The organism is Micromonospora sp. BQ11 (genome assembly GCF_052068135.1).
In the GTDB taxonomy this organism is placed as follows: domain Bacteria; phylum Actinomycetota; class Actinomycetes; order Mycobacteriales; family Micromonosporaceae; genus Micromonospora.
Window position 1 is genome coordinate 39,948 of the sequence record NZ_JBQHDB010000021.1, and the last position, 25,848, is coordinate 65,795.

General features: G+C 72.6%; 21 protein-coding genes. 18 read left to right on the forward strand and 3 right to left on the reverse strand.

The genetic code is table 11. The annotated features are described in order from the left end of the window. The first annotated feature begins 83 nt into the window (after positions 1-83). The 4 genes from ACTMSW_RS30145 to ACTMSW_RS30160 all read left to right on the forward strand — a co-directional run bounded on the left by ACTMSW_RS30145 (position 84) and on the right by ACTMSW_RS30160 (position 8,814). Positions 84-1,328 (forward strand): MFS transporter, encoded by a 1,245-nt coding sequence (locus tag ACTMSW_RS30145; RefSeq protein ID WP_441184176.1) that lies wholly within the window; start codon positions 84-86, stop codon positions 1,326-1,328. 71 nt (positions 1,329-1,399) lie between these two features. Continuing rightward, positions 1,400-2,338, forward strand: coding sequence for a homoserine kinase (thrB, locus tag ACTMSW_RS30150; RefSeq protein ID WP_441184213.1), 939 nt, complete (start codon positions 1,400-1,402; stop codon positions 2,336-2,338). A gap of 295 nt (positions 2,339-2,633) precedes the next feature. After that, on the forward strand, positions 2,634-4,868 hold the full coding sequence (gene rho / locus ACTMSW_RS30155; protein WP_441184178.1) for a transcription termination factor Rho: 2,235 nt from the start codon (positions 2,634-2,636) through the stop codon (positions 4,866-4,868). A gap of 466 nt (positions 4,869-5,334) precedes the next feature. Further along, positions 5,335-8,814, forward strand: a complete 3,480-nt coding sequence (locus tag ACTMSW_RS30160) for a phosphodiester glycosidase family protein (protein WP_441184180.1) — start codon at positions 5,335-5,337, stop codon at positions 8,812-8,814. Positions 8,815-8,997: 183 nt separating this feature from the next. Here the strand turns inward: ACTMSW_RS30160 and ACTMSW_RS30165 are convergent, their stop codons facing one another. Beyond that, a complete protein-coding gene (locus tag ACTMSW_RS30165; protein ID WP_441184181.1) occupies positions 8,998-9,894 on the reverse strand; it encodes a phosphatase domain-containing protein in 897 nt (298 codons plus the stop codon). A gap of 273 nt (positions 9,895-10,167) precedes the next feature. Here ACTMSW_RS30165 and rpmE point away from each other — a divergent pair, with 273 nt between their 5' ends. Together rpmE and prfA are read left to right on the forward strand one after the other, a co-directional pair. Then, a complete protein-coding gene (rpmE, locus tag ACTMSW_RS30170; protein ID WP_091103487.1) occupies positions 10,168-10,392 on the forward strand; it encodes a 50S ribosomal protein L31 in 225 nt (74 codons plus the stop codon). Between the two features lie 102 nt (positions 10,393-10,494). Then, positions 10,495-11,583 carry a peptide chain release factor 1 gene (prfA, locus tag ACTMSW_RS30175; RefSeq protein ID WP_441184183.1) on the forward strand — a complete coding sequence of 363 codons (1,089 nt, stop codon included), beginning with the start codon at positions 10,495-10,497 and terminating at the stop codon, positions 11,581-11,583. Between the two features lie 122 nt (positions 11,584-11,705). On the opposite strand, the gene ACTMSW_RS30180 is transcribed toward prfA, so the two are convergent. Then, on the reverse strand, positions 11,706-13,256 hold the full coding sequence (locus tag ACTMSW_RS30180; RefSeq protein WP_441184185.1) for a diguanylate cyclase domain-containing protein: 1,551 nt from the start codon (positions 13,254-13,256) through the stop codon (positions 11,706-11,708). 83 nt (positions 13,257-13,339) lie between these two features. Between ACTMSW_RS30180 and prmC the strand changes: the two genes are divergently transcribed. The 4 genes from prmC (at position 13,340) to ACTMSW_RS30200 (ending at position 17,765) form a co-directional block, all read left to right on the forward strand. Beyond that, positions 13,340-14,278, forward strand: coding sequence for a peptide chain release factor N(5)-glutamine methyltransferase (prmC, locus tag ACTMSW_RS30185; RefSeq protein ID WP_441184214.1), 939 nt, complete (start codon positions 13,340-13,342; stop codon positions 14,276-14,278). Continuing rightward, positions 14,278-14,925, forward strand: a complete 648-nt coding sequence (locus tag ACTMSW_RS30190; RefSeq protein WP_441184215.1) for an L-threonylcarbamoyladenylate synthase — start codon at positions 14,278-14,280, stop codon at positions 14,923-14,925. The genes prmC and ACTMSW_RS30190 overlap by 1 nt, the downstream gene beginning before the upstream one ends. Then, positions 14,926-15,537, forward strand: coding sequence for an arsenate reductase/protein-tyrosine-phosphatase family protein (locus tag ACTMSW_RS30195; protein ID WP_441184187.1), 612 nt, complete (start codon positions 14,926-14,928; stop codon positions 15,535-15,537). 116 nt (positions 15,538-15,653) lie between these two features. Continuing rightward, a complete protein-coding gene (locus tag ACTMSW_RS30200) occupies positions 15,654-17,765 on the forward strand; it encodes a transglycosylase domain-containing protein (protein WP_441184189.1) in 2,112 nt (703 codons plus the stop codon). A 119-nt stretch (positions 17,766-17,884) separates the two neighbouring features. Here the strand turns inward: ACTMSW_RS30200 and ACTMSW_RS30205 are convergent, their stop codons facing one another. Further along, on the reverse strand, positions 17,885-19,378 hold the full coding sequence (locus ACTMSW_RS30205; protein WP_441184191.1) for an SDR family oxidoreductase: 1,494 nt from the start codon (positions 19,376-19,378) through the stop codon (positions 17,885-17,887). A 47-nt stretch (positions 19,379-19,425) separates the two neighbouring features. Between ACTMSW_RS30205 and glyA the strand changes: the two genes are divergently transcribed. The 8 genes from glyA (at position 19,426) to atpA (ending at position 25,846) form a co-directional block, all read left to right on the forward strand. Beyond that, on the forward strand, positions 19,426-20,703 hold the full coding sequence (gene glyA, locus ACTMSW_RS30210; RefSeq protein ID WP_441184216.1) for a serine hydroxymethyltransferase: 1,278 nt from the start codon (positions 19,426-19,428) through the stop codon (positions 20,701-20,703). Beyond that, positions 20,696-21,130, forward strand: coding sequence for a hypothetical protein (locus ACTMSW_RS30215; RefSeq protein WP_441184193.1), 435 nt, complete (start codon positions 20,696-20,698; stop codon positions 21,128-21,130). The genes glyA and ACTMSW_RS30215 overlap by 8 nt, the downstream gene beginning before the upstream one ends. A gap of 213 nt (positions 21,131-21,343) precedes the next feature. Further along, positions 21,344-21,580, forward strand: coding sequence for an AtpZ/AtpI family protein (locus tag ACTMSW_RS30220; protein ID WP_441184195.1), 237 nt, complete (start codon positions 21,344-21,346; stop codon positions 21,578-21,580). Between the two features lie 11 nt (positions 21,581-21,591). Then, positions 21,592-22,389, forward strand: a complete 798-nt coding sequence (atpB, locus tag ACTMSW_RS30225; protein WP_441184196.1) for a F0F1 ATP synthase subunit A — start codon at positions 21,592-21,594, stop codon at positions 22,387-22,389. Between the two features lie 100 nt (positions 22,390-22,489). Next, entirely contained in the window at positions 22,490-22,717 is a 228-nt protein-coding gene (locus ACTMSW_RS30230) for a F0F1 ATP synthase subunit C (protein WP_393109582.1), read from the forward strand. A 28-nt stretch (positions 22,718-22,745) separates the two neighbouring features. Then, positions 22,746-23,285, forward strand: a complete 540-nt coding sequence (locus ACTMSW_RS30235; RefSeq protein WP_441184197.1) for a F0F1 ATP synthase subunit B — start codon at positions 22,746-22,748, stop codon at positions 23,283-23,285. Beyond that, complete coding sequence (locus tag ACTMSW_RS30240) at positions 23,285-24,106, forward strand: F0F1 ATP synthase subunit delta (protein WP_441184198.1); 822 nt, start codon at positions 23,285-23,287, stop codon at positions 24,104-24,106. Before ACTMSW_RS30235 ends, ACTMSW_RS30240 begins: the two co-directional genes overlap by 1 nt. An 87-nt stretch (positions 24,107-24,193) precedes the next feature. Further along, positions 24,194-25,846 (forward strand): F0F1 ATP synthase subunit alpha, encoded by a 1,653-nt coding sequence (atpA, locus tag ACTMSW_RS30245; protein ID WP_441184199.1) that lies wholly within the window; start codon positions 24,194-24,196, stop codon positions 25,844-25,846. Positions 25,847-25,848 lie beyond the last annotated feature (2 nt).

Below are 25,848 nucleotides of genomic sequence, written 5' to 3' on the forward strand. Positions count from 1 at the left end.
GAAACTGCCGAGGCGTGGGGGCTTGCGTGTCGGGTGTCCGCGTAGCGGCGGACGCTCGGGTACGGGCCGGGTAGGGTCCGTCCGTGCCGTCCGCCCTCTCGGTCCTGCGCCGCAACCGCAACTTCCGCAACCTCTTCCTCGCCGAGCTGGTGGTCTTCGGTGCCGACTGGTTCGTCATGGTGCCGCTGCTGGTACTGCTGCCGAAGCTGACCGGCAGCGGCGTGTGGGGCGCTCTGGTGCTCGCCGTCGACACCGGCATCGTGGCGCTGCTGCTGCCGTACACCGGGACGGTCGCCGACCGGATCGACCGCCGGAAGATCATGATCGGGGCGAACGTCGCCGCGTTGGTCGGTGTGCTCCTGCTGCTCGGGGTGCGCAGCTCGGGCACGGCGTGGCTGGCGATGGTGGGGATCGGCGTGGTCGCGGTCGCCAAGGCGTTCTACTCACCGGCCGCGCAGGCCGCCCTGCCGAACGTGCTGGACCCCGAGGAGCTGGCCGCCGGCAACGCGGTCGCCGGTTCGGCCTGGGGCACGATGACGGTGGTCGGCGCGTCGCTCGGCGGCGTACTCAGCGCCGTCGTCGGACCGTACGCCTGCTTCTGGGTCGCCGCGGGCGGCCTGGTGCTCGCCGCGGTGCTCGCCGCGCGGATCCGCCGGCCGTTGCAGGCGCCCCGCGACGTCGGCCGACCCGTGCAGCAGACGTGGGCCGCGGTGCGGGAGGCGCTCGGCTACATCGCCCACCGCCCGCGGGTGCTGGCGCTGGTGACGGTGAAGTCGGCGGTCGGCCTGGGCAACGGCGTGCTGACCGTGTTCCCGCTGCTCGCCGGCCTGTACGGGGTCGGCGCGATCGGTGCCGGCCTGCTGTTCGCCGTACGCGGGGCGGGTGCGCTGGTGGGGCCGATCCTGATGCGGCGGGTCCTGGGCAACCGGGCCTGGCTGCTGCCCGGGCTCGCGCTGTCGATGTCGCTGTACGGCCTGGCCTACCTGGGCACGTCGGTCGCCGGCTGGTTCCCGCTGGTGCTGGCCCTGGTCTTCGTCGCGCACTTCGCCGGAGGCAGCAACTGGGTCATGTCGAACTTCGCCCTCCAGGGCGAGGTGCCCGACCGCCTGCGCGGCCGTGTGTTCGCCACGGACATGATGCTGGCGACGCTTGCCATCTCGGTCAGCCAGCTGGTGGTGGCGTCGGTCGTGGACATCGTCGACGAGCGGGTGGTGCTGGCCGGCTGCGGCCTGGTCACGTTGGTCTACGCGATCGGCTGGCGGATCGCCACCCGCGGCCTCTCCCTCACCGACCCGGTCGTCGAGCCGGACCCGTCGGTGGCCCGGTGACCGGCGTCCGTCCCAGCCGCCGGACGGTGGTCCGGGGTGTCGGTGCGGGGCCCTACCATGGGCCCGTGCCGATGACATTCGCCTCCGGGTCGGTCCGGGTCCGGGTCCCCGCCACCAGCGCCAACCTGGGGCCGGGCTTCGACGCGCTCGGGCTCGCCCTCACGCTGCACGACGACGTCGCCGCCGAGGTGACGTCCGGCGGCGTGACCGTGACGGTGACCGGGCAGGGCGCGGGGGAGCTGCCGGCCGACGACCGGCACCTGGTGGTGAGCGCCATGCGGGCCACCTTCGATGCCCTCGGCGGCCAGCCGCCGGGCCTCGCGGTGGAGTGCGTCAACCGCATCCCGCAGGCGCGCGGGCTGGGCTCGTCGTCCGCCGCGATCGTCGCCGGGATCCTGCTCGCCCGGGCGCTGGTGGTCGACGGCGAGGTGCTCCTGGACGACGAGGCCGTGCTGCGGCTCGCCGCGGAGATCGAGGGCCATCCGGACAATGTGGCGCCCTGCCTGCTCGGGGGGTTCACGGTGGCGTGGACGGAGCCGTCGGGCTCGCGGGCCGTGTCGCTGCCGGTCGCCGACGGTGTCCGGCCGACGGTCTTCGTGCCGGCCGAGCGCGGTCTCACGTCGGTCGCCCGCGCCGCGTTGCCGTCGACCGTCCCGCACGGCGACGCCGCGCTGAACGCCGGACGGGCCGCGTTGCTCGTCCACGCCCTGACCGCCGAGCCGGCGCTGCTGCTGCCCGCCACCGTCGACCGGCTGCACCAGGACTACCGGGCCGAGGGGATGCCGGGCACATCTGCCCTGGTCAGTGCGTTGCGTGCGGCTGGTGTGGCCGCCGTGGTCAGTGGGGCGGGGCCGACGGTACTGGCGTTGAGCGAGCCGCCGGAGGATTTCGACCCGGGAACACGTTGGCGCGTCCTGCAGTTGGGTACAGACATGCACGGCGCCCGGGTCTCCGGGGGTAGACTGGGACACGCGGAGCGGGACCCTGTTGCCGCAGGTCGGAAGAGTTGATTACGCTCTAGACTTAGCACAGCCGCGAAGCATGCGATCTCTCTGCGGGTCGGCGCACCCCCGAAGCTCTCGGCGGTAGCCCGTCACCCCTGCCTAGGCCCACGCCGCACCGCAGTCTTCACAGGTCGCCGCAGACGGCGAGATCCGTTCACCGATGTCGGTGATTCGGAAGACCGACCGGCTGCTGTGTCACAGACTCCCGCGACGCGTCCTTGCGAGGCGGGTGCACCGAGGCCGCCCGGCCACCTTGTTCGTCGACTCCGGGCAGTCCCGGCCTATCGAGGGAAGGAATCCATTGAGCGACACCACCGACGTGACGTCGGATGTTTCCAACGTCGCTGGCGATGCCACCACTGCCGCCCCCGCCCGTCGTCGGCGCAGCGGCACCGGTCTGTCGGCGATGCTGCTGCCGGAGCTGCAGAGCCTGGCCGCGTCGCTCGGCATCTCGGGCACGGCTCGCATGCGTAAGGGCGAGCTGATCAGCGCGATTTCCGAGCGGCAGGGCGGCTCCGCCGCCGGGACCCCTCGACCGCGGGCCGAGGTCGCGGCCGCCGCCGCCCCCGCCCGGGACGAGGTCCACGCGGAGGTCCGCGAGACCGCCGAGCGGCCGGAGGCCGAGCGGCGCACCGCGGAGCAGGCTCCCGCTGCGGAGACCGGCACCCGTACCCGTACCCGGCGTGGCCGGGCCGCCGCGACTGAGGCACGCGGTGGCGAGGCCGGTGCCGGCGAGGCACGGGCCGCCGAGCCGCAGGCCGTCGAGACCCGCGCCGCCGAGCCTCGGGCCACGGAGCCTCGGACCACCGAGCCTCGGGCCGACGAGGTCGAGACCGGTGAGCGGGCCGACCGCGGCGAGGGCCGTGGTGGCCGTGACCGTGCCGAGCGCGGTGACCGTGCCGAGCGCGGTGACCGTACCGAGCGTGGCGAGCGTGGCGAGCGTGGCGAGCGGACCGAGCGTGGCGAGCGGACCGAGCGTGGCGAGCGGACCGAGCGTGGCGAGCGGACCGAGCGTGGCGAGCGGACCGAGCGTGGCGAGCGGACCGAGCGTGGCGAGCGGACCGAGCGTGGCGAGCGGACCGAGCGCGGTGACCGTACCGAACGCGGCGAGCGGACCGAACGCGGTGACCGTGCCGAGCGCGCCGACCGCAACGAGCGCGGTGACCGTGCCGAGCGCGGTGATCGTAACGAGCGGGCCGACCGGGGTGACCGGGGCGACCGCAACGAGCGGGGCGACCGGGGTCAGCGCGTCGAGCGCGACAACGGCGACGAGGACGACGAGAGCGGCGGCCGGCGTGGCCGGCGCAGTCGTTTCCGGGACCGCCGACGTGGCCGCGGTGAGCGGGTCGAGGGCGGCGACACCGGTGGGCGCGAGGGGCGCGAGCCCCAGGTCGCCGACGACGACGTGCTCGTCCCCGTGGCCGGCATCATCGACGTCCTGGACAACTACGCCTTCGTGCGGACCACCGGCTACCTGGCCGGCCCGAACGACGTCTACGTGTCCATGTCCCAGATCAAGAAGTACGGCCTGCGCCGCGGTGACGCGATCACCGGTGCGGTGCGCGCGGCTCGCGACGGCGGTGAGCAGCGGCGGGACAAGTACAACCCGCTGGTCCGGCTGGACACCATCAACGGCATGGAGCCGGACGAGGCCCGACGCCGGCCCGAGTTCTACAAGCTCACTCCGCTCTACCCGCAGGAGCGACTGCGGCTGGAGACCGAGCCGCACATCCTCACCACCCGGGTCATCGACCTGGTCATGCCGATCGGCAAGGGGCAGCGGGCACTGATCGTGTCCCCGCCCAAGGCCGGTAAGACCATGGTGCTGCAGGCGATCGCCAACGCGATCACCCGCAACAACCCGGAGTGCCACCTGATGGTGGTGCTGGTGGACGAGCGACCCGAAGAGGTCACCGACATGCAGCGGTCGGTGAAGGGCGAGGTCATCGCGGCTACGTTCGACCGGCCGCCGCAGGACCACACCACGGTCGCCGAGCTGGCGATCGAGCGGGCCAAGCGCCTGGTCGAGCTGGGCCACGACGTGGTCGTGCTGCTCGACTCGGTGACCCGGCTCGGTCGGTCGTACAACCTGGCGGCGCCGGCCAGCGGCCGGATCATGTCGGGTGGTATCGACTCCACCGCGCTGTACCCGCCGAAGCGGTTCCTGGGTGCGGCCCGCAACATCGAGAACGGCGGCTCGCTGACCATCCTCGCCACCGCGTTGGTGGAGACCGGGTCCATGGCGGACACGGTCATCTTCGAGGAGTTCAAGGGCACCGGTAACGCGGAGTTGAAGCTGGACCGGAAGATCGCCGACAAGCGGACCTTCCCGGCCATCGACATCAACCCGTCCGGTACGCGTAAGGAAGAGGTCCTGCTCGCACCGGAGGAGCTGGCCATCATCCACAAGCTGCGCAAGGTCCTGCACTCGCTGGACTCGCAGGCCGCTCTGGACCTGCTGCTGGACCGGCTCAAGCAGTCCCGTACCAACATCGAGTTCCTGATGCAGATCGCCAAGTCGACGCCGGGGGAGTGACCTCCCCGGTCTGAGACCGCACGAAGGGCACGGCCACCGCGGCCGTGCCCTTCGCGTTTTCGCGGCCGGGAGGCGGCCGGCGGGGTGGTCCCACTCACCGTCGCTGCCTGTCACGTTGACGTTCGCCCGGCCCATCATCACCGAACGTGACCTCCTGCGGAGGAGGTCACGTCCGCGTTCTGCCGGACGATTCTGCGCAACCTCCTGAACAGGGAAAATGCCCGTGCCTTCCGCGCCGGGCCGACATGCCCCTTCCCCCCTTTGCTCTGCACCCGGATACGCACCGGCCACGGATCGTGCGCGGTGCGCATCGGGGTGCAGAGCAAAGGGGGCCACGCGGCATCCGCGCAGGTCGGCCCGCCGTCACGCGACGTGACCTGTCTCCGACGGCCGAGCCGTGGAATTTTCCTTCGGTTCAGCAGTCAACCGTTGAAACTTCTATTCATCATCCGGTTGACTGTCGTCCATGCGTACCCGCAGACGATCCGCCCGGCTCGCCGGCGTCCTGCTGTTGACGCCGCTGCTCACCGTGGCCGGCACCGTTCCCGTGACGGCCGGTGCGGCGGCACCGCCGACGTCCGACCTCTCCGTGACGGCCGCCGAGGACGCGCCCCGCGCCTCCTCGTACGCCGCGGACTCGGTCAGCATCGCCGGGGACCCCACGGCGAGCGCCGCCACCGCCGCGACCACGACCGGCGTCGAGCCGGCCGGTGGCCTGGAGACCACGACGACCACCCGTCCGGTCGCGCCGGGCCTCGACCTCACCTCCTTCGACCGGTACGACGCCCAGGGCTGGCTGCGCGCGGACGCGCTCACCGCGGACCTGGGCGGCGGCGTCACGGTCGACTACGTCAACTCCGGCGCGGTCAGCCGAGCCGAGCCCCTGCGCGGCGCGGTGGACGCCTCGCGGGCCGTCGCCGCCGTCAACGGCGACTTCTTCGACATCAACAACTCGGGTGCGGCCCAGGGCGTCGGCATCCGCGACGGCGAGCTGGTCCAGTCCGCCATCAGCGGACACCCCAACGCGGTGGCGATCACCGGCGAGGGACTCGGTCGGGTGATCGAGGTCAACTTCGCGGGCACCGCCACGCTGCCCACCGGGCCGGTGCCGCTGACCCAGTTCAACAACATGGTCCAGGCCGACGGCATCGGGGCGTTCACGTCGCTCTGGGGTGCGTACACCCGGGAGCGTCCGGTCGCCGGCGCCACCCGCGTCACCGAGGTCGCCGTGGTCGGCGGTCGCGTGGCCGCCGTCGCCACGACGGCCGGCAGCGGGCCGATCCCGGCCGGCACCACCATCCTGCTGGGCCGCGACGCCGGCGCGGACGGCCTCGCGGGCCTCAAGCCCGGTGACCCGGTCGACGTCACGTACCGCCCGAAGGCCGCCGACGGCAGCACCCTGCACGCGGCGGTCGGCGGCGGCAACGTGCTGGTCCGCGACGGCGTGGTGCAGAGCATCGCCGACGCCACCCTCGCGCCGCGTACGTCGGTGGGCTTCTCCGCCGACGGCCGCCGCATGATCATGCTCACGGTGGACGGCCGGCAGGTCGACAGCAGGGGCGTCACCCAGACCGAGATGGGCCGGATGATGGCCGAACTCGGCGCCCACCACGCGCTCAACCTCGACGGCGGCGGTTCGTCCACGCTGCTCGCCCGGGAGCCGGGCGCGGCGGCGGTACAGGTGGAGAACAGCCCGTCGGACGGCACCGAGCGGGCCGTGCCGAACGGTCTGGCCCTGTACGCCCCGAAGGGCAGCGGACGGCTCACCGGGTACTGGCTGGAGACCGCCAGCGACCCGACCACCGCGCCGGGCGTCTCGCCGGTGCGGGGCGGCCGGCCGGACCGGGTCTTCCCGGGCCTGACCCGCCGACTCACCGCCGCCGGCCACGACGAGACGTACGGCCCTGCGGCCGGCGCACCGGCCTGGCGGGTCAACCCGGCGGTGCACGGCGCGGTGGACGACGGGGTGTTCCGAGCGGGCGCGCCCGGTACCACCACGGTCACCGCCTGGCGGGGCGAGGCACACGGCACCATCGACCTCACCGTGCTCGGGCCGCTGGCCCGGATCGACTCCACGGTGGACCGCGTCGGCCTCTCCGCCGTCGACGGGACGGCGCTGTTCGGCGTCGTCGGGTACGACGCCGAGGGCAACACCGCCCCGGTCGAGCCCGCCGACCTGACACTGGAGTACGACCGCGAGCTGCTGCGCATCACCCCCACCGCCGACGGCAACCTGTCCGCCACCGCGCTGCGCGGCAGTGGCTCCACCCTGGTCACCGTCCGCGTCGGACGCAGCAGCACCGTCGTACCGGTGACGGTCGGTCTGACCGACGTGCCGGTCGCCGGATTCGACGACGCGGCCTCGTGGACGTTCAGCCAGGCCCGGGCCAGCGGCGCGGTCGCCCCGGCGCCGGGCCGCACCGGCACCGGGCTGAAGATGACGTACGACTTCAGCCAGTCCACCGGCACCCGGGCCGCGTACGCCAATCCGCCCGCGTGGATCCCGGTCGCCGGTCAGCCGCAGGCCTTCGGCGTGTGGATCCACGGCAACGGCACCGGCGAGTGGCCCAGCCTGCACCTGCACGACGCCCAGGACACCCAGCACGTGCTGCGCGGGCCGCTGATCGACTGGAAGGGCTGGCGGTACGTCCAGTTCACGGTGCCGTCCGGCGTGCAGTACCCGGTGCGGGTCCGTCGGTTCTACGTGGCGGAGACCAACGCCGCGGCGACGTACACCAGCGAGGTGGTCATCGACGACCTGGTGGCGAAGGTGCCGCCGACGGTCGACGCGCCGGCCGAGGCGCCGCGTACCGACCGGGTGGTGCTCCGGGACGGCACGGTGGACGGTGCACCGTGGCGCTTCGCGGTGATGTCCGACGCCCAGTTCGTCGCGGCGGCTCCGGACAGCGACCTGGTCGCCCAGGCCCGCCGCACGCTCCGCGAGGTCAGGGCGGCGAAGCCGGACTTCCTGGTGATCAACGGCGACCTGGTGGACACCGCCTACCCGGCGGACTTCGCGCTGGCGAAGCGGCTCCTCGACGAGGAACTGGGCGGAGAGATCCCCTACCACTACGTGCCCGGCAACCACGAGATCATGGGCGCCCCGATCAGCAACTTCCGGGCCGTCTTCGGCGACACCGAGCGGGTCTTCGACCACCAGGGCACCCGCTTCGTCACCCTCAACTCGTCCACCGGCTCACTGCGTGGCGGCGGCTTCGACCAGATTCGGATGCTCCGGTCGGCCCTCGACTCCGCCGCCGGCGACGACGCGGTCGGCTCGGTGGTCGTCGTGCACCACCACCCGCCCCGTGACCCGGGCGCGGCCAAGGCCAGCCAGCTCGGCGACCGGAAGGAGGCGGCGCTGCTGGAGCAGTGGCTGGCCGACTTCCAGCACCGCACCGGCAAGGGCGCGCTGTTCGTCGGCGGGCACGTCGGCCAGTTCCACGCCGACCGGGTCGACGGTGTGCCGTACGTCATCAACGGCAACTCCGGCAAGGGCCCCTCCAGCCCGGCCGACCAGGGCGGTTTCACCGGCTGGACCGAGTTCGGGGTGGACCCGGTGACCCCCGCCGAGGCGGACCGGGCCCGCCGGAACCCGCTCGCCGAGGGCCCACGCTGGGTGGACGCCGAGTTCCACCCGCACGTCGACGCCCTCGCCCTGGTCGCACCGGCCACGGTCACGGTGGGTGCGGGGGTACCGGTCACCGCGACGGTGACCCAGCCGGGCGGGCGTACGGTGCCGGTGGCGGCGCCGGTCAGCGCCGACTGGTCCGCCTCGCCGAACCTGCACGTCGGCCCGGTCGCCGGGCTGAAGCCCTGGCACGTGGCGCGCTTCGACCCGGCCACCGGTCAGCTCACCGCCCTGCGCGCCGGTGCGCCGGTGAAGCTCGCCGTCGACGTCAACGGGGTGCACGCCGAAGCGACGCTCGCCCTCACCGCCCGCTGAGGTGTAAGGAAGGGCCCCTTCTTAACGCCTCGTGCATAGGAAGGGCCCCCGGTTAACACCTCGCCCCGAGGCCCGCACCGATGTCCGGTGCGGGCCTCGTCGGCAGCTGGGCGGGGGCCGAGTGTTAACAAGGGGCCCTTCCTCTACCGGAGGCGTTAAGCGGGGGCCCTTCCTTTCACCGTCTCAGAAGTCGCCGTCGGCTACCTGGAAGACGGTGAGGCCCAGTTCGCGCCACATCCGCACCACCTGCATCCGGTCGTCGAAGACGCCGACCACCCGGTACCGGTCGGCGACCTCGCGCTCGTAGATCTCCCGCTTGACGATCGAGTCCTTGCGCGAGTCACCGACCGCCCGCAGGTGCAGTGCGAGGTAGGGGACCTTGACGTGCCGGTCCAGCCACGCCTCGGTGGCGGCCCGCGCCGAGGCGTCCCGGCCGGAGCAGAAAACCACTCCGTACCCGGCCGCGTGCATGGCCCGGACCGCCGCGATCACCGCGGGGTTCGGCTCGTCCTCGCCGACCCGGGTCATGTCGTACGGGCTGCGGGAGACGTTCAAGGCGACGGTGCCGTCGATGTCCACCAGGACGATCTCCGGCGGCTCGTCGGACGGGGGGTTCACCCGTGCCGGGCGGCCCGTCCGCGCCGTCGGCACCGGCAACGGCAGTGGGCGACCCTCCAGGTAGCGTTCATGCAGTCGACGGATCGCCGCTTCGCCGACCCGGTCGGCCTCCGCCCGGGACGCGTCCCGGCGCAGACACTCGTCCAGCGGTACGTCGGTGAAGTCGTGCACCTCGAACCCGGCCCCGTACCGGGCGGCCAGGTCGGCCCAGTCCCGCAGTGTCCGCGAGCGCAGGTTGGTGTCGTCCACGCAGACGTCGGCACCGGCCCGTAGCAGCGTCTCCACCTGCGCCCGCTGCACGAGCGTCACCTGCCATTCGGCGCGTTGGGTGAAGAGCCGCTCGCCGTGCAGCATCCGGCGCAGGTCGTCGCGGTTGACGCGGACCACGGACGGTTGCAGCGTCCGGGCGAAGGTCGTCTTCCCGGAGGCGGGCAGTCCCCGGGTGGCGATCAGGCGGCCCATCAGGTCCCTCCGTGTGGTCGTCGGCGACGTGCCCCGTCCGGGGTACGAACCCGTGCGGTCGTGCCTGCGTGAATGCCCGGCCGGTACGCGGGAATGCGTGCCGGGCGGCGTACGTTGTGGCAGCCGGACCTGCTGTGCGGCCCGATTATCGAGCTGGCGTACGCCCATGGCACACTGGTCAATCGGCCACCGGTTCCGGTTCACGCCCGAAGTCCGTCGCGTACGCCACGACGGGGGCGACCCGGCGACCACCGACGAGAGGACCGAGGCGACATGAAGCCCAACATCCACCCGGAGTACGTGACCACCGACGTCACCTGCTCCTGCGGCAACACCTTCACGACCCGCAGCACCGCCAAGGGCGGCTCGATCCACGTCGAGACCTGCAGCGCCTGCCACCCGTTCTACACCGGCAAGCAGCGCGTCCTGGACACCGCGGGCCGGGTCGCGAAGTTCCAGCAGAAGTACGCCAAGGTTCAGGCCAAGAAGGCCAAGTAACTCCTCGTTCGACGCCCGCGTCCGGTTTCCCGCCGGACGCGGGCGTCGTCCGTATTCCCCCTGTCCGTTCCGCCCCGGCACCGTCGAAGGAGCACCCGCAGCATGAGCAGCGAGCGTCTGGCCGCCCTCCTCGACGAGTACGCCGAGCTGGAGAAGCGGCTGGCCGACCCGGCCATCCACGCCGACCAGAACACCGCCCGCCGGGTGGGCCGCCGGTACGCCGAGCTGGTGCCCCTGCACAAGGCCGCCGGTGAGCTGGAGCAGGCCCGGGCCGACCTGGTGGCCGCGCGGGAGCTGGCCGCGGAGGACCCGTCCTTCGCCGGCGAGGCGGAGTCGATCGCGGCGTCCCTGCCGGCGCTGGAGGAGCGCCTGGCCGAGCTGCTGATCCCCCGCGACCCGCACGACGCCAAGGACGTCATCGTCGAGATCAAGGCCGGCGAGGGCGGCGAGGAGTCCGCGCTGTTCGCGGGCGACCTGCTGCGGATGTACACGCGGTACGCGGAGCGGCGCGGCTGGCTCACCGAGGTGATCGACGCGCAGGACTCGGACCTCGGCGGGGTCAAGGACGTGTCGTTGGCCATCAAGACCAAGGGCGTGCCGGAGGGCGGCAACGGCGTGTGGTCCCGCCTCAAGTGGGAGGGCGGCGTGCACCGGGTGCAGCGGGTCCCGGTCACCGAGTCGCAGGGACGGATCCACACCAGCGCCGCGGGTGTGCTGGTGCTGCCCGAGGCCGAGGACGTCGACGTCACCATCGACCCGAACGAGCTGCGGATCGACGTGTTCCGGTCGTCCGGCCCGGGTGGGCAGTCGGTGAACACCACCGACTCGGCGGTGCGGATCACCCACGTACCGACCGGCATCGTGGTCTCCTGCCAGAACGAGAAGTCGCAGCTCCAGAACCGGGAGCAGGCGATGCGGATTCTGCGGGCCCGGCTGCTGGCGGCGGCGCAGGAGGAGGCCGACGCGGCCGCCTCGGACGCCCGCAAGGCGCAGGTGCGTACGGTCGACCGCTCGGAGCGGATCCGCACCTACAACTTCCCGCAGAACCGGATCACCGACCACCGGATCGGCTACACCGCGTACAACCTGGATCTTGCCCTCGGTGGCGACCTGGACGGTGTGCTGGACGCCCTCGCGGAGGCCGACCGCGCCGCCCGCCTCGCCGGTGACCCGGAGTTGACCCGCCGCTAGTCTCCGCGCACTTTCACGGAAAGAGTGCCTGTCCGCGACCGGACAGCCACTCTTTCCGTGTAAGTGCAGGCACGCGCCGGGCGCGGGGCGCGGGGCGCGCGCGGCGCGGGCGCGCGGGTCCGTCAGGAGGCGCGGGGTTGGGTCTTCGCGCGGAGCATTTCCCGGTCGGCGGCCTCGAAGGCGACGCCGAGCGCGGCGCGCAGGTCCGGGCCGCCGGCGCCGACCTCCGCGAAGCCGATGCTCACGCCGACGGGGGTGCCGGGCACCAGGGACTCCCAGTCCTCGGTCCGCATCGCCGCGTCGATGCGCCGCTTCACCTCCGCCGCCTCGGTCATGCCGGCGCCGGAGAGCACCACCACGAACTCGTCGCCGCCGTAGCGGGCCACGAAGTCGCCGCGCCGCATCACCCGGTTGATCACTCCGGCGACGCGTTGCAGGACCAGGTCGCCGGAGTGGTGCCCGTGCCGGGTGTTCACCGCCTTGAAGCCGTCCAGGTCGCAGACGCCGATCACCACCCGTTCGCCCCGGGACACCACGGCGGCGACGTAGCGCTCCAACCGGCGTCGGTTCGGCAGGCCGGTGAGCGGGTCGGTCAGCGCCTCCCCCTCGAACCGGACGGCCTCGCGCCGCATCTCCTCGTGGTCGATGCGGGCGGCGATGCCGTCGATGTAGACGTCCCGGAGCCGGTCGTTGCGCTGCGCGGCCAGCCGGAACGCCAACCGGTCGACCTGGTGCGACCCCGCGTGGTCGCCGGCACTGGCGAGGGCGACGCTGCGCAGTCGGGCCGGCTCGGCCGCGCCGAGCGTCTCGTGGGACACCTGGACGGTCTCCAGCCGGGTGACCGCCTCGATCGGGCGCCCCTCGGCGATCGCCAGGCAGACCTGGCCGAGTTGGCGCATGTCCCGGGCGCGGGCGCTGTCGCCGCCGTGCGAGAGCAGCCGGGCGGGCGCGGCGTCGGTGCCGACGTCCAGCCGGTCGCCCAGGGCCGCCCGCCGGGCGGCGGCGTAACCGTACGCGGCGAGGCTGCTGGGCCGCAGCCGGCTGGACCGACCGGAGTTCAGGAAGCGGTCGAGGTCGGTGGAGACGTCCCGCAGCACCCGCAGGCAGCCGTCGGTGTCGCCGGTGTGGTCCAGCGCGACCGCGTTGCGCAGCCGGATGCCGGGGGCGGCGAAGGTCTCCTCGGGGATGCCGGCGGCCGTCCCGAGTTGCCGGGCCCGTTCGATCGCGCTGAGGGCGTAGCCGTGGAAGCCGAGGTAGGAGTAGGCCATCGCGAGGTCGTGCCAGCCCCACGCGGTGTCCCGGTCGGGGTCGTCCACCGCGCCCAGGGCGCGGGAGGCCCGCACCAGGTGCATGACGCAGCGGTCCAGGGCGCCCTGGTGGTGCGCGGCCAGTGCGGCGAGCGCGTGGAGATGTCCGTGCAGGTAGGGCTCGGCGAGGTCGCGGACCGCCGCGGAGGCCTCCTCGATGGCCCGGGTGTACTCGGCCGTCCGGCCCAGGTTGAGCACCGTGCAGAGCCGCTGCACCAGGGCGTCGGCCCGCGCGTACGGGTCGGTGGTGGTGCGCAGGACGGTGTCGAGGACCGCGGACGCCTCGGCGGAGCGGCTGGACTCCTGGAGGTCCCGTGCCCGGATGAGAGCGTCAACCTGGTCGGTGACCCGGTCGAGCCAACCCACCCGTCACCTCCCGTCGGTGTGCGTCGGATCGCACCCGCTCGTGCCGGGCATCTCGACGCTTGCATGATTATGTCGTGACCATCGTGCCGCAACAGCCGTCCGAAGGGACGAGACGCGAACGGCCCTCCGTTTCGGTGTCCCGGGCAGCCCGGGTACTCGCCGAAGCGGGGGTCGAGGCGGCGCGGGCGGAGGCGGAGCTGCTGGCCGCGTACGTCCTGGGGGTGTCGCGGGGGCGTCTGGCGGTCGCCGACGGGTTCACCGACGGCCAGCGCGAGCGGTTCGACGCGCTCGTCGCGCGGCGGGCGCGGCGCGAGCCGTTGCAGCACCTCACCGGTAGCGCCGGGTTCCGGCACCTGGAACTGGCGGTCGGGCCGGGCGTCTTCGTCCCGCGGCCGGAGACCGAGCTGCTCGCCGGCTGGGGGATCGCCGAGGCCGCGCGGACGGCCGAGCCGCTGGTGGTGGACCTGTGCAGCGGTTCCGGGGCGATCGCCCTGTCGGTGGCGCACGAGGTGCCGGGCGCCCGGGTGGTGGCGGTGGAGCGGTCGCCCGCCGCGCTGCGGTGGCTGCGGCGCAACGCGGCGGACCGGGCGGCGGCGGGGGACCGGCCGATCGAGATGGTCGAGGCGGACGTCACCGCTCCGGACCTGCTGGCCGATCTGGTCGGCCGGGTCGACGTGCTGCTGTGCAACCCGCCGTATGTGCCGGACGAGGTTGCCGTACCGCCCGAGGTGGAACGGCACGACCCGGCGAGCGCGGTCTTCGGTGGTGCGGACGGGCTGGCGGTGATCCGGCCGGTGGTGGCGCGGGCGGCGGAGCTGCTGCGCCCGGGCGGGGTGCTGGGCGTCGAGCACGACGACACGCACGGCGCCGTGTTGCCGGCGCTGCTCGCCGTCGACGGCCGGTACGCCGGGATCACCGGCCACGACGACCTGGCCGGGCGACCCCGGTTCGCCACCGCGTCCCGCCGTGACGACCGCCGGCACGCCGACCCCGGCCCGGCGTGGCAGACTGGCTCCTCGTGATGCTCTACGACTGCCGGTCGCCCGCCGATCGGGACCGCGGCGTCGCCGCGGCCATCGAAGCGGTCAAGAACGGCGAGCTGGTGGTCCTGCCGACCGACACGGTCTACGGGATCGGTGCGGACGCGTTCACGCCGTACGCGGTCAAGGCGCTGCTCGACGCCAAGGGGGGCCAGGCGGCTCCGCCGCCGGTGCTGATCGGTTCCCGGCACACGCTCGACGGCCTGGTCTTCTCGCTGCCGCGCTCCGCGCGTGACCTGGTCGAGGCGTTCTGGCCGGGCGCGCTGACGATCATCGTCGAGCACTCGCCGAGCCTGCGCTGGGACCTGGGCGACACCAACGGCACGGTGGCGGTGCGCATGCCGCTGCACCCGGTGGCGCTCGAGGTGCTGCGGGAGACCGGGCCGATGGCGGTCGCGTCGGCGAACAAGGTCGGCCAGCCGGCGGCGGTGACCGCCGAGGAGGCCCGGGACCAACTCGCCTACTCGGTGCGCGCCTACCTGGAGGCCGGTCCGGCCGCCGACCCGGTGCCGAGCACGATCGTGGACCTGACCGGCGAGGCGCCGCGGCTGCTGCGTCCGGGTGCGATCCCAATGGAGAAGCTGCGGGACGTCGTGCCGGACATCGTGATCGAGAGCCGGGTGGCCTGAGTGCCTCCGTTCACGGTGTTGCACGTGTGCATGGGCAACATCTGCCGGTCGCCGATGGCCGAGCGGCTGCTGGCCCTGGCCGTCCGGGAGCGGCTGGGGCGGCGGGACGTCGACCCCGGTCGCGCCGACGAGCTGGTGCACAGTCACAGCGCCGGCACCGGGGGGTGGCACGCCGGCGAGGAGATGAACCCGCCCGCCGCCCGCCAGGTCGCCACGCGCGGCGGCAGCGTGGAGGGCTTCGCCGCGCGCAAGCTGCGCTCGGACCTGATCGACGCCGCTGACCTGGTGCTCACGGCCACCGCCGACCAGCAGGAGTACGTGGTGGCGCTGCGCCCGGACGCGGCCGCGCGCACCTTCGTGCTGGGGGAGTTCGGCCGGCTGCTGGCCGCCGTCGACCCCGCCGGGCTACCGCCCGCCGAGGCCACCGCGGATGCCGTGTACGCCCGTGGTGTCGCGCTGGTGGAGGCGGCCCACGAGGCGCGGCAGGGCACCGTGGCGCTGCCGACGGATGACCTCGACGACCCGTGGGGCCGGGGCGACCAGTGCTTCAGCCGGGTGGCCGACGAGATCGAGGAGACCGTCCACCCCCTCGCCACCGCTCTGCTGCCCTAATTCTTCCCGTTCACCCCGTAGGTGCGAATTTCCTGCGGGTTTGGGGGAAAAAGACAGTGAAGAGGGCCCTCCGGGCCATTCTGAACGGGTCCTGACGGCTCCTGCGGGGAGAGCTGATGACCCGGGCATACCTCCACAAACTGATGACCGTGCTGATGGCCGGCGTACTCGCCGGACTGGTGCTCGCGGCGGCGGCCCTCCCGGCCGCACTGGTGTTCGGGATCGGGTTCGCGGCGCTCGCCGCGCCCTACTCCGAGCTGCCGAACTCGCTGCGTACGCCGCCGACCGCCCAGCGGTCGAACCTGTACGCCAACGACGGCGCCACCCTGATCACGTCCTTCTACCAGGAGGACCGGGTGGACGTGCCGCTGGCGGAGGTGGCACCGGTGATGCGCCAGGCGATCATCGCCGCCGAGGACGCCCGGTTCCACGAGCACAGCGGCGTCGACGTGCGCGGCGTCGTCCGCGCCTTCACCGTCAACCGGCGCGACGGCGCGACCCGGCAGGGTGCCTCCACGCTGACCATGCAGTACGTCCGCAACGTCCTCGGCAACGATCCCCGGCTCACCGAGCGGCAGCGCCGCGCGGCCACCGAGATCACCACCGCGCGCAAGCTCCAGGAGATGCGGTACGCGCTCGCGCTGGAGCGGGAGCTGAGCAAGGACGAGATCCTGACCCGCTACCTCAACATCGCCTACTTCGGGGCCGGCGCGTACGGGGTGGCGGCGGCGAGCAAGCGGTACTTCTCCAAGTCCCCGGCCGACCTGACGTTGGCCGACTCGGCGCTGCTGGCCGGGCTGGTCCGCTCACCGCACACCGACGACCCGATCAACGGCGACGCGGACGCCGCCCTGGGCCGTCGGGCGTACGTGCTGGACCGGCTGGTGGAGCTGGGGCAGCTCGCGGCCGACGAGGCGGCCCGCGTGAAGACCGAGCCGCTCAACCTGCGGCCCAGCGAGACGCCGAACGACTGCACGGCGGTGCCGGAGGCGCACAACGACTGGGGCTTCTTCTGCGACTGGTTCACCCGCTGGTGGAACTCCCAGCCGGCGTTCGGCGCGACCGTCGACGAGCGGCAGCTCGCCCTGCGCCGCGGCGGGTACTCGATCGTCTCCTCGCTGGACCCGGCGGTGCAGCGGGCCACCACCGAGCAGGTGCGGAGCATCTACCGGCCGGACGACCGGTACGCGGCGCCGACCGCGGTGGTCCAGCCCGGCACCGGGCGGGTGCTGGCGATGGCGGTGAACCGGAACTACAGCGTGCAGGCCAACCCGGCCGGGCGGAAGAACCGCCCGAACACCGTCAACCAACTCGTCGCCGGGGGCGGCGCGATCGAGGGTTACCAGGCCGGATCGACGTTCAAGCTCTTCACCATGCTGGCCGCGTTGGAGTCCGGGTTGCCGCTGCGGACCGAGTTCGACGCCCCGGACCGGATCCTCACCCGCTACCCGGTGGCCGGTCCGACGAGCTGCGACGGGTACTGGTGCCCCGAGAACGCCACCTCGTCGGTCGAGGGGCGGCACACCATGTGGACGGCCTTCGGGCTGTCGGTGAACACGTACTTCGCGTGGCTCGCCGAGCGGGTCGGCGCGGACCGGGTGGTCGAGATGGCCGAGCGGCTGGGCATCGTGTTCCGGTCCCCCGAAGACGCGCGGCTGGCCCGGCACGGTGCCCGCAACTGGGGGCCGTTCACCCTCGGCGTCTCGGCCACCACCCCGCTCGACGTGGCCAACGCGTACGCCACCGTGGCCGCCGAGGGCACCTGGTGCGCGCCGCTGCCGGTCGTCTCGATCACCGACGCCGCCGGGCGGCCGGTGGCCGCCGCGCAGCCGGACTGCCGCCAGGCCGTCGACCCGGACGTGGCCCGGGCGGCGGCGGACGCGGCGCGCTGCCCGGTCGGCGATCAGTCCATGTACCGGCAGTGCGCCGGTGGCTCCGCGACCGGCCTGCACGCGAAGGTGGGCCGGCCGGTGGCCGGCAAGACCGGCAGCTCCGAGCGGTACGCGACGGAGACCGTGGTCGCCTTCACCCCGCAACTGGCGGTCGCCATGATGGCCACCAACCCGGACGACCCGCGTGACGCGGTGGGCCGGGCGGCGCAGGGCCGGCTGGTCACCGCGGTGGGGGAGGTGCTCGCCTTCGCGCTGCGCGACGAACCGGTCCGGGACTTCGTGCCGCCCGGTGAGGTGACCGCCTTCCAGCCCACCGGCCCCCGCACAGGCAACTAGGCCGTACCTCCCTCCGCGCGTCGTCGCAGTTTCACGGAAAGTGTGGCCATTCCCCGCGGAATAGCCGCACTTTCCGTGAAAGTGCGGCTTCCGGAGGCGGGGTGGGGGGCGGGCGGGGCTCAGCGACGGCTGGGGGTGGCGTCCGCGCGGTCGGCGACCTGCTCCGCGCCCCGGGCGATGTTGCGGGCCATACCGCCGAAGACCACGGCGTGGAAGGGTGCCACCGCACCCCAGTACGCGTGCCCGGCCAGCCCGCGCGGCAGGAACACCGCCCGCTGCTGGTAGCGGCTGCGCCCGTCCTCGGTGGGCAGCGTCCGCATCTCCAGCCAGGCCCGGCCGGGCAGCCGCATCTCGGCGCGCAGCCGGAGCAGCTCGCCGGGGACGATCTCCTCCACCCGCCAGAAGTCCAACGCCTCGCCGACCTGGAGGCGGTGCGGGTCACGCCGACCCCGGCGCAGCCCCACGCCACCCACGAGCCGGTCCAGCCATCCGCGCACCGACCAGGCGAGCGGGAAGGAGTACCAGCCGTGCTCCCCGCCCACCCCTTCGATCACCCGCCAGAGGGCGTCCGGCGGCGCGGCCACCTCCCGTTCGCGGACGTCGGTGTAGGCGGTGCCGCCGGACCACTTCGGATCGGAGGGCAGCGGCTCGGCCGGGGCGTCCGGGCCGCTCGCGGTCGACCAGCGGGTCTCCACCTGGGCGTCGCGGACCTTGGCCAGGGCCAGCGCGACCGCCTGGTCGAAGCCGGTCAGCCCGTCCGGCGGGTCGGGCAGGTACGTGGCGATGTCGTGTTCGTGGGCGACCGCCTCGTGGACCAGGCTCTCCACCAGTGGCCGGGCGATGGCGTTCGGCACCGGGGTGACCAGCCCGACCCAGTGCGAGGACAGGGACGGGGTCAGCGCCCGGACCGGCACGATGATCCGCCGGCGCAGTCCGGCCACCCGGGCGTAGCGCTGCATCATGTCGCCGAAGGTGAGGATGTCCGGCCCGCCGATGTCGAACCCGCGGTTGACCTCGGGTGGCAGGTGCGCGCACCCGGCCAGGTAGCGCAGCACGTCGCGGACGGCGATCGGCTGGATCCGGTTGTGCACCCAGCGCGGGGTGACCATGGCCGGCAGCCGCTCGGTCAGGTAGCGCAGCATCTCGAACGAGGCCGAGCCGGACCCGATGATGACCGCGGCCCGCAGGACCGCCGTCGGTACGCCGCTGGCCAGCAGGATCCGCCCCACCTCGGCACGGGAGCGCAGGTGCGGGGAGGGAACCTCACCGTCCTCCTTCGGCTCCGGGCCACCCAGGTAGACGATGCGGCGTACGCCGGCGGCGCGGGCGGCGGCGGCGAAGTTGGTGGCGGCCTCCCGGTCGGCGGCCTCGAAGCCGGCCTGCCCGAGCGAGTGCACCAGGTAGTACGCCACGTCCACACCGTCGAACGCGGCCGGCAGCGTCTCCGGCCTGCGGAGGTCCCCCTCGGCGATCTCGACCCGGGCCGCCCACGGCACGTCCCGCAGCCGGCCCGCCTTCCGGGCCAGGCAGCGCACGGTGTGGCCCTCGGTCAGCAGGCGGGGCGTGAGCCGTCCGCCGATGTACCCCGTCGCTCCGGTCACCAGGCATCTCACGGTTTCCAGTGTGCCGCCCCATAGACTCTGGCGCTGTGGACACCGACATGCCGACCTTCTGGGGCCCGGACTTCGACCAGCTCAGGGCGACCGACCCGGAGATCGCCGGGGTGGTTCTCGGCGAGCTGGACCGGCTGCGCGGCGGGCTCCAGCTGATCGCCAGCGAGAACCTCACCTCCCCGGCGGTGCTCGCCGCGCTCGGCTCGACGTTGACCAACAAGTACGCCGAGGGCTACCCGGGCCGGCGGTACTACGGCGGATGCGCCGAGGTGGACCGGGCCGAGGAGATCGGCATCGCCCGCGCGAAGGAGCTGTTCGGCGCCGAGCACGCCAACCTCCAGCCGCACTCCGGCGCGAGCGCGAACCTCGCCGCGTACGCCGCCCTGGTCCAGCCGGGGGACACGGTCCTCGCGATGGACCTGCCGCACGGCGGCCATCTCACCCACGGCAGCCGGGTGAACTTCTCCGGCAAGTGGTTCCACACCGTCGGCTACACCGTCCGGCGGGACACCGAGCTGATCGACTACGACGAGGTCCGCGACCTGGCCCTCGCGCACCGCCCGAAGATGATCATCTGTGGCGCGACCGCGTACCCCCGGCTGATCGACTTCGCCCGGTTCCGGGAGATCGCCGACGAGGTCGACGCGTACCTCATGGTGGACGCCGCCCACTTCATCGGTCTCGTTGCCGGTGGTGCCGTCCCGTCGCCGGTGCCGCACGCCGACGTCGTCTGCTTCACCACCCACAAGGTGCTGCGCGGCCCGCGCGGCGGCATGATCCTCTGCCGGGAGAGCCTGGCCCCGCGGATCGACAAGGCCGTCTTCCCGTTCACCCAGGGCGGCCCGTTGATGCACGCCGTCGCGGCCAAGGCCGTCGCGCTGCGCGAGGCCGCGCAGCCCGACTTCCGGGCGTACGCCACGCAGGTCGTCCGCAACGCGCAGGCGCTCGCCGCCGGGCTCGCCGCCGAGGGCATGCGCCCGGTGTCCGGTGGCACGGACACCCACCTCGCGCTGATCGACCTGCGGGACGCCGGCGTGACCGGTGCCGACGCCGAGGCGCGCTGCGACGCCGCGACGATCACCCTGAACAAGAACGCCATCCCGTACGACCCGCAGAAGCCGATGGTCGCCTCCGGCATCCGGGTCGGCACACCCAGCGTCACCACGCAGGGCATGGGCGAGCCGGAGATGGCCCGGGTCGCCGCGCTGATCGCCCGGGCGGTCCGTACCGACCCGACCGCGCCCGGCGGCACCGACGACCTGGCCCGGGTCGCGTCCGAGGTGGCCGAACTGGTGGCCGCGTTCCCGGCGTACCCCCGTGGCTGAGCCCGGGGTGCGGGAGCCGGCGGCGCCCACGGACGGCGACCGGCGCTGGCGGCTGCGGCACCTGCCGGTCCTGCTCGCGGCCACCGCCGGGCTGGCGGCCGTCGCGGCACTGGTGGGGGCACTGGCCGGCGGGGCCGACGCGGCGCTCGGCGCGGCCCTCGGCGTCGGGATCACCGTCGCCAGCTACACGTTGACCACCCTGGTCCTGGCCTGGGCCGACAGCGTCAACCCGCAGCTGGTGCTGCCCTTCGGCCTCGGCCTGTACGCGGCCAAGTTCACCCTCCTCGGCGTCGTGATGGTGAGCGTGGCGTCGACCGGGTGGGCGGGACTGGTGCCGCTCTGCCTCGGCATCGCCGCGGGGGTGGTGGTCTGGACCGGCGTCCACATCTGGTGGCTGACCACCGTGTACGCCCGCCGGCTCCGCTGAACGGTCGCCGTCCACAAAGTGGACGCCCGCGCGGTTCGTCGTGGCCGGCCACGACGAACATCGGCGCGAAACGCCGACGGACCCCATTTTGCTGGTGGCCGGAGGGGAGTAGCGTGCCCAGAGACGACGCGCCCGCCAGAGGCCCACACAACGACGGTTGTGCGGGGGGTGAGGCACAGCCTCGTCTTCCCGACTGATATCGTTCGCCCCGTCATGGCTGGTGACCAGAACCCCCGACCCACCGGCGGCCCGGACGACATTCCGCCCGGTGCCGGCCAGGGTTGGACCGCGCTCAGCTACCTGATCGCGGGCATGCTCGTGTGGGGTCTCATCGGCTGGCTGGTTGACGGGTGGCTGGACACCGGTGGCGTAGCCACCGGGATCGGCGTCGTGATCGGCATGGCCGGGGGCGTCATCCTGGTCATCCGAAAGCTCGGCACGCCTACTTAGGAAGGGACGCGGTGTTCGGACAGGCGAACGTCCTGGCAGCGGGCCAGGCGGCATTCCCACCCAGCGTGGAGGACTTTTACCTGCCCAGCATCCTGCCCTGGGGTGCGGAGAACTCGTACTGGTTCACCAAGATCACGGCAATGGTCTGGCTGGCCGTCGGTCTGCTGATCATCTTCTTCCTGGTGAGCTACCGGAAGCCGCAGCTGGTGCCGACGAAGAAGCAGTGGTTCGCCGAGTCGATCTACGGCTTCGTCCGGAACAACATCGCCGTCGACATGATCGGGCACCAGGGCGTGCGGTTCGCACCGTACTTCACCACGCTCTTCTGCTTCATCCTGTTGACCAACTTCTTCGCGATCGTCCCGGGCCTGCAGATCTCGCCGAACTCGCACATCGCCTTCCCGGCGATCTTCGCGGTCATCAGCTACGTGCTCTTCATCTGGGTCGGCATCCGGCACCACGGCTTCGGCAAGTTCATCAAGAACTCCCTGATCCCGCCGGCGCCCTGGTACATCCTGCCCCTGCTGATCCCGATCGAATTCTTCTCGAACTTCCTGGTCCGGCCGTTCTCGCTGGCCGTCCGTCTCTTCGCCAACATGTTCGCCGGCCACATGCTCCTGCTGGTGTTCACGCTCGGCGGCTTCGCGATGCTGAACGCCACCCCGTGGCTCGCGCCGGTCTCCCTGCTCTCCTGGGTGATGACCATCGCGCTGACCTTCCTCGAGTTCCTGGTGATCGTCCTCCAGGCGTACGTGTTCACGGTCCTGACCGCGAGCTACGTCCAGGGCTCGCTCGCCGAGGAACACTGATCCACCGGGCCCGCGCTCGCTAGCGAGCACTGATCCACTTCGCACCAACCGTTGTCGTCCCGCGTGACCGTCACGCGTGATAACCAGGAGGAACCAACCAATGGACGTTCTCGCCGCGGTAGAGGGCAGCACCGCCGCCATCGGCTACGGCCTCGCGGCCATCGGCCCGGGTATCGGCGTCGGCCTGGTCTTCGCCGCCTACATCCAGTCGACGGCCCGCCAGCCGGAGTCGTCCCGGATGACCCTGCCGTACGTCTGGATCGGCTTCGCCGTCATCGAGGCCCTCGCGCTGCTGGGCATCGCGTTCGGCTTCATCTGGGCCGGCTGACCCAACCCCCTCGACCGGGAGGTTTCCCATGTTCCTGATCGCCGCCGAGGGCGGTGACTCGGCGCACAACCCGATCCTGCCCATCTGGCAGGAGCTCGTGGTCGGCACCGTCGCCTTCGCCATCCTCTGCTTCGTGCTGATGAAGTTCGTCTTCCCCCGGATGGAGCAGACGTTCCAGGCGCGGGTCGACGCGATCGAGGGCGGCATCAAGCGCGCCGAGGCCGCTCAGGCCGAGGCGAACCAGCTCCTCGAGCAGTACCGGGCGCAGCTCGCCGAGGCGCGTACCGACGCCGCCCGGATCCGGGACGACGCCCGGGCCGACGCCGAGGGCATCCGGCAGGACGTCCTCGCCAAGGCGCGGGAGGAGTCCGACCGGATCATCGCGGCCGGCAAGGAGCAGCTCGCCGCCGAGCGGGCCACCATCGTGCGCGAGCTGCGCACCGAGGTCGGCACGATCGCGGTGGACCTGGCCAGCAAGATCGTCGGTGAGTCGCTCGCCGACGAGGCGCGCCGCAAGGGCACCGTCGACCGGTTCCTGAGCAACCTCGAGAGCACGGGGGCCCGCTGATGCAGGCCGCCAGCCGGGAGTCGTACAAGGTCGCGGCCGAGCGCCTCGACGCGTACGTCCGCGGCGCGGAGCCGTCGGCGGTGGCCCCCACCGCCGACGACATCCTCTCCGTCGCCGCGCTGCTGCGGCGTGAGCCGCGGCTACGCCGGGCGCTCTCCGACCCCGCCCGTTCCGGTGCGGACCGCTCCGGTCTGCTCGGCGACATGCTGCGGGGCAAGATCAGCGCCGAGGCGCTGGACCTGCTCGCCTCGCTGGTCTCCGGCCGTTGGTCGGCTCCGTCGGAGCTGCTCGACGGTGCCGAGCGACTGGGCATCGAGGCGCTCCTGGCCAGCGCCGACTCCGCCGGTGAGCTGGGCGAGGTCGAGGACGAGCTGTTCCGCTTCGGCCAGGTCGTCGCCGGTTCGCCGGAGCTGAACAACGCGCTCTCCGACGCGACGGTGCCGGCCGAGCAGCGGGCGGCCCTGGTCGACCAGCTGCTCGCCGGCAAGGCCCGACCGGTCACCGGCTACCTCGTCGGGGTCGCGCTCGCCGGATTCGGGGGACGCCGGTTCGCCGGGGCGCTCACCCGGCTGGTCGAGCTGGCCGCCGACCGGCGGGACCGGCAGGTGGCGTACGTCACCGTGGCCGCCCCGCTGAGTGACTCCGAGGAGCAGCGCCTCGGTGCCCGCCTCTCCGCGATGTACGGTCGAGAGGTTTCCCTCAGGCAGACGGTCGACCCCGAGGTGCTCGGTGGGGTGAGCGTGCGGGTCGGTTCCGACCTGTACGACGGCACCGTCCTGCGCCGCCTCAACGAGACCCGTAACGCGCTCGCGAAGCGCTGACCAGCGTCCTCGCAGCTCTTTGATCGACGCCATTCGGACCGGTCGGTACTAGGTATCCCGGGCCCCTGATACTTAAGGAAGCAGAGGATGGCCGAGCTGACCATCTCGACGGAGGAGATCCGCGGCGCCCTGGAGCGCTACGTCTCCTCCTACTCGGCCGACGTCTCCCGCGAGGAGGTCGGCACCGTCTCCGACACCGGCGACGGCATCGCCCACGTCGAGGGCCTGCCCTCGACCATGACCAACGAGCTCCTGGAGTTCGAGGACGGCACGCTCGGCGTGGCGTTGAACCTCGACGTCCGGGAGATCGGTGTCGTCGTTCTCGGTGACTCCGCCAAGCTGGAGGAGGGGCAGCGCGTCAAGCGCACCGGCCGGGTTCTCTCCGTGCCGGTCGGCGACGCCTTCCTCGGCCGCGTGGTGGACGCCCTCGGCCAGCCGATCGACGGCCTGGGCGACATCGCCAACGAGGGCTTCCGCGAGCTGGAGCTCCAGGCGCCGAACGTGATGGCCCGGCAGTCCGTCTTCGAGCCGCTGCAGACCGGTATCAAGGCGATCGACGCCATGACCCCGATCGGCCGGGGCCAGCGCCAGCTGATCATCGGCGACCGGAAGACCGGCAAGACCACGGTCGCGCTGGACGCCGTGCTCAACCAGCGGGACAACTGGCGCTCCGGCGACCCGAAGAAGCAGGTCCGCTGCATCTACGTCGCCATCGGCCAGAAGGCCTCCACGATCGCCTCGATCAAGGGCATCCTGGAGGAGGCGGGCGCGATGGAGTACACGACCATCGTCGCTTCCCCGGCCTCCGACCCGGCCGGCTTCAAGTACCTCGCCCCCTACACCGGCTCGTCCATCGGGCAGCACTGGATGTACGGCGGCAAGCACGTCCTGATCATCTTCGACGACCTGAGCAAGCAGGCCGAGGCGTACCGCGCCGTGTCGCTGCTGCTGCGTCGCCCGCCGGGCCGTGAGGCGTACCCGGGTGACGTCTTCTACCTGCACTCCCGCCTGCTGGAGCGCTGCGCGAAGCTCTCCGACGAACTGGGTGGCGGCTCGATGACCGGTCTGCCGATCATCGAGACGAAGGCCAACGACATCTCGGCCTTCATCCCGACCAACGTCATCTCGATCACCGACGGTCAGATCTTCCTCGAGACCGACCTGTTCAACCAGGGCGTCCGGCCGGCCATCAACGTCGGCACCTCGGTGTCCCGGGTCGGTGGCGCGGCGCAGGTCAAGCCGATGAAGAAGGTCTCCGGTTCGCTGCGGCTGAACCTGGCCCAGTTCCGTGAGCTGGAGGCGTTCGCCGCCTTCGCCTCCGACCTGGACCGGGCCTCGCAGAACCAGCTGGCCCGCGGTGCCCGCCTGGTCGAGCTGCTCAAGCAGCCGAACTACTCGCCGTACCCGGTGCAGGAGCAGGTCGTCTCGGTCTGGGCCGGCACCGAGGGCAAGCTGGACGACATCCCGGTGGGTGAGGTCCGGCGCTTCGAGTCGGAGTTCCTCCAGTACATGCGGCACAAGCACGAGGGTGTCCTGGCGGCGATCGCCGACGGCAAGTGGAGCGACGACATCGCCGGCTCGCTGGACCAGGCCATCACCTCGTTCAAGCAGGTCTTCCTGGGCAAGGAGGACGAGCGTCCGATCAACGAGGCCCCGGCCGCGCCGCTCGAGGGCGAGGAGAACCGCGAGACGGTGACCCGCTTCCGCGACGGCACGACCGACCGCCCGGCCGAGAGCTGATC

What these genes read in the sequence shown, in the direction of transcription:
- thrB (WP_441184213.1), top strand. Translation starts at nt 1,400, where the DNA reads ATGACATTCGCCTCCGGGTCGGTCCGGGTCCGGGTCCCCGCCACCAGC.
- ACTMSW_RS30160 (WP_441184180.1), top strand. Translation starts at nt 5,335, where the DNA reads ATGCGTACCCGCAGACGATCCGCCCGGCTCGCCGGCGTCCTGCTGTTG.
- ACTMSW_RS30165 (WP_441184181.1), bottom strand. Translation starts at nt 9,894, where the DNA reads ATGGGCCGCCTGATCGCCACCCGGGGACTGCCCGCCTCCGGGAAGACG.
- rpmE (WP_091103487.1), top strand. Translation starts at nt 10,168, where the DNA reads ATGAAGCCCAACATCCACCCGGAGTACGTGACCACCGACGTCACCTGC.
- prfA (WP_441184183.1), top strand. Translation starts at nt 10,495, where the DNA reads ATGAGCAGCGAGCGTCTGGCCGCCCTCCTCGACGAGTACGCCGAGCTG.
- ACTMSW_RS30190 (WP_441184215.1), top strand. Translation starts at nt 14,278, where the DNA reads ATGCTCTACGACTGCCGGTCGCCCGCCGATCGGGACCGCGGCGTCGCC.
- ACTMSW_RS30200 (WP_441184189.1), top strand. Translation starts at nt 15,654, where the DNA reads ATGACCCGGGCATACCTCCACAAACTGATGACCGTGCTGATGGCCGGC.
- glyA (WP_441184216.1), top strand. Translation starts at nt 19,426, where the DNA reads ATGCCGACCTTCTGGGGCCCGGACTTCGACCAGCTCAGGGCGACCGAC.
- ACTMSW_RS30220 (WP_441184195.1), top strand. Translation starts at nt 21,344, where the DNA reads ATGGCTGGTGACCAGAACCCCCGACCCACCGGCGGCCCGGACGACATT.
- ACTMSW_RS30230 (WP_393109582.1), top strand. Translation starts at nt 22,490, where the DNA reads ATGGACGTTCTCGCCGCGGTAGAGGGCAGCACCGCCGCCATCGGCTAC.
- ACTMSW_RS30235 (WP_441184197.1), top strand. Translation starts at nt 22,746, where the DNA reads ATGTTCCTGATCGCCGCCGAGGGCGGTGACTCGGCGCACAACCCGATC.
- ACTMSW_RS30240 (WP_441184198.1), top strand. Translation starts at nt 23,285, where the DNA reads ATGCAGGCCGCCAGCCGGGAGTCGTACAAGGTCGCGGCCGAGCGCCTC.
- atpA (WP_441184199.1), top strand. Translation starts at nt 24,194, where the DNA reads ATGGCCGAGCTGACCATCTCGACGGAGGAGATCCGCGGCGCCCTGGAG.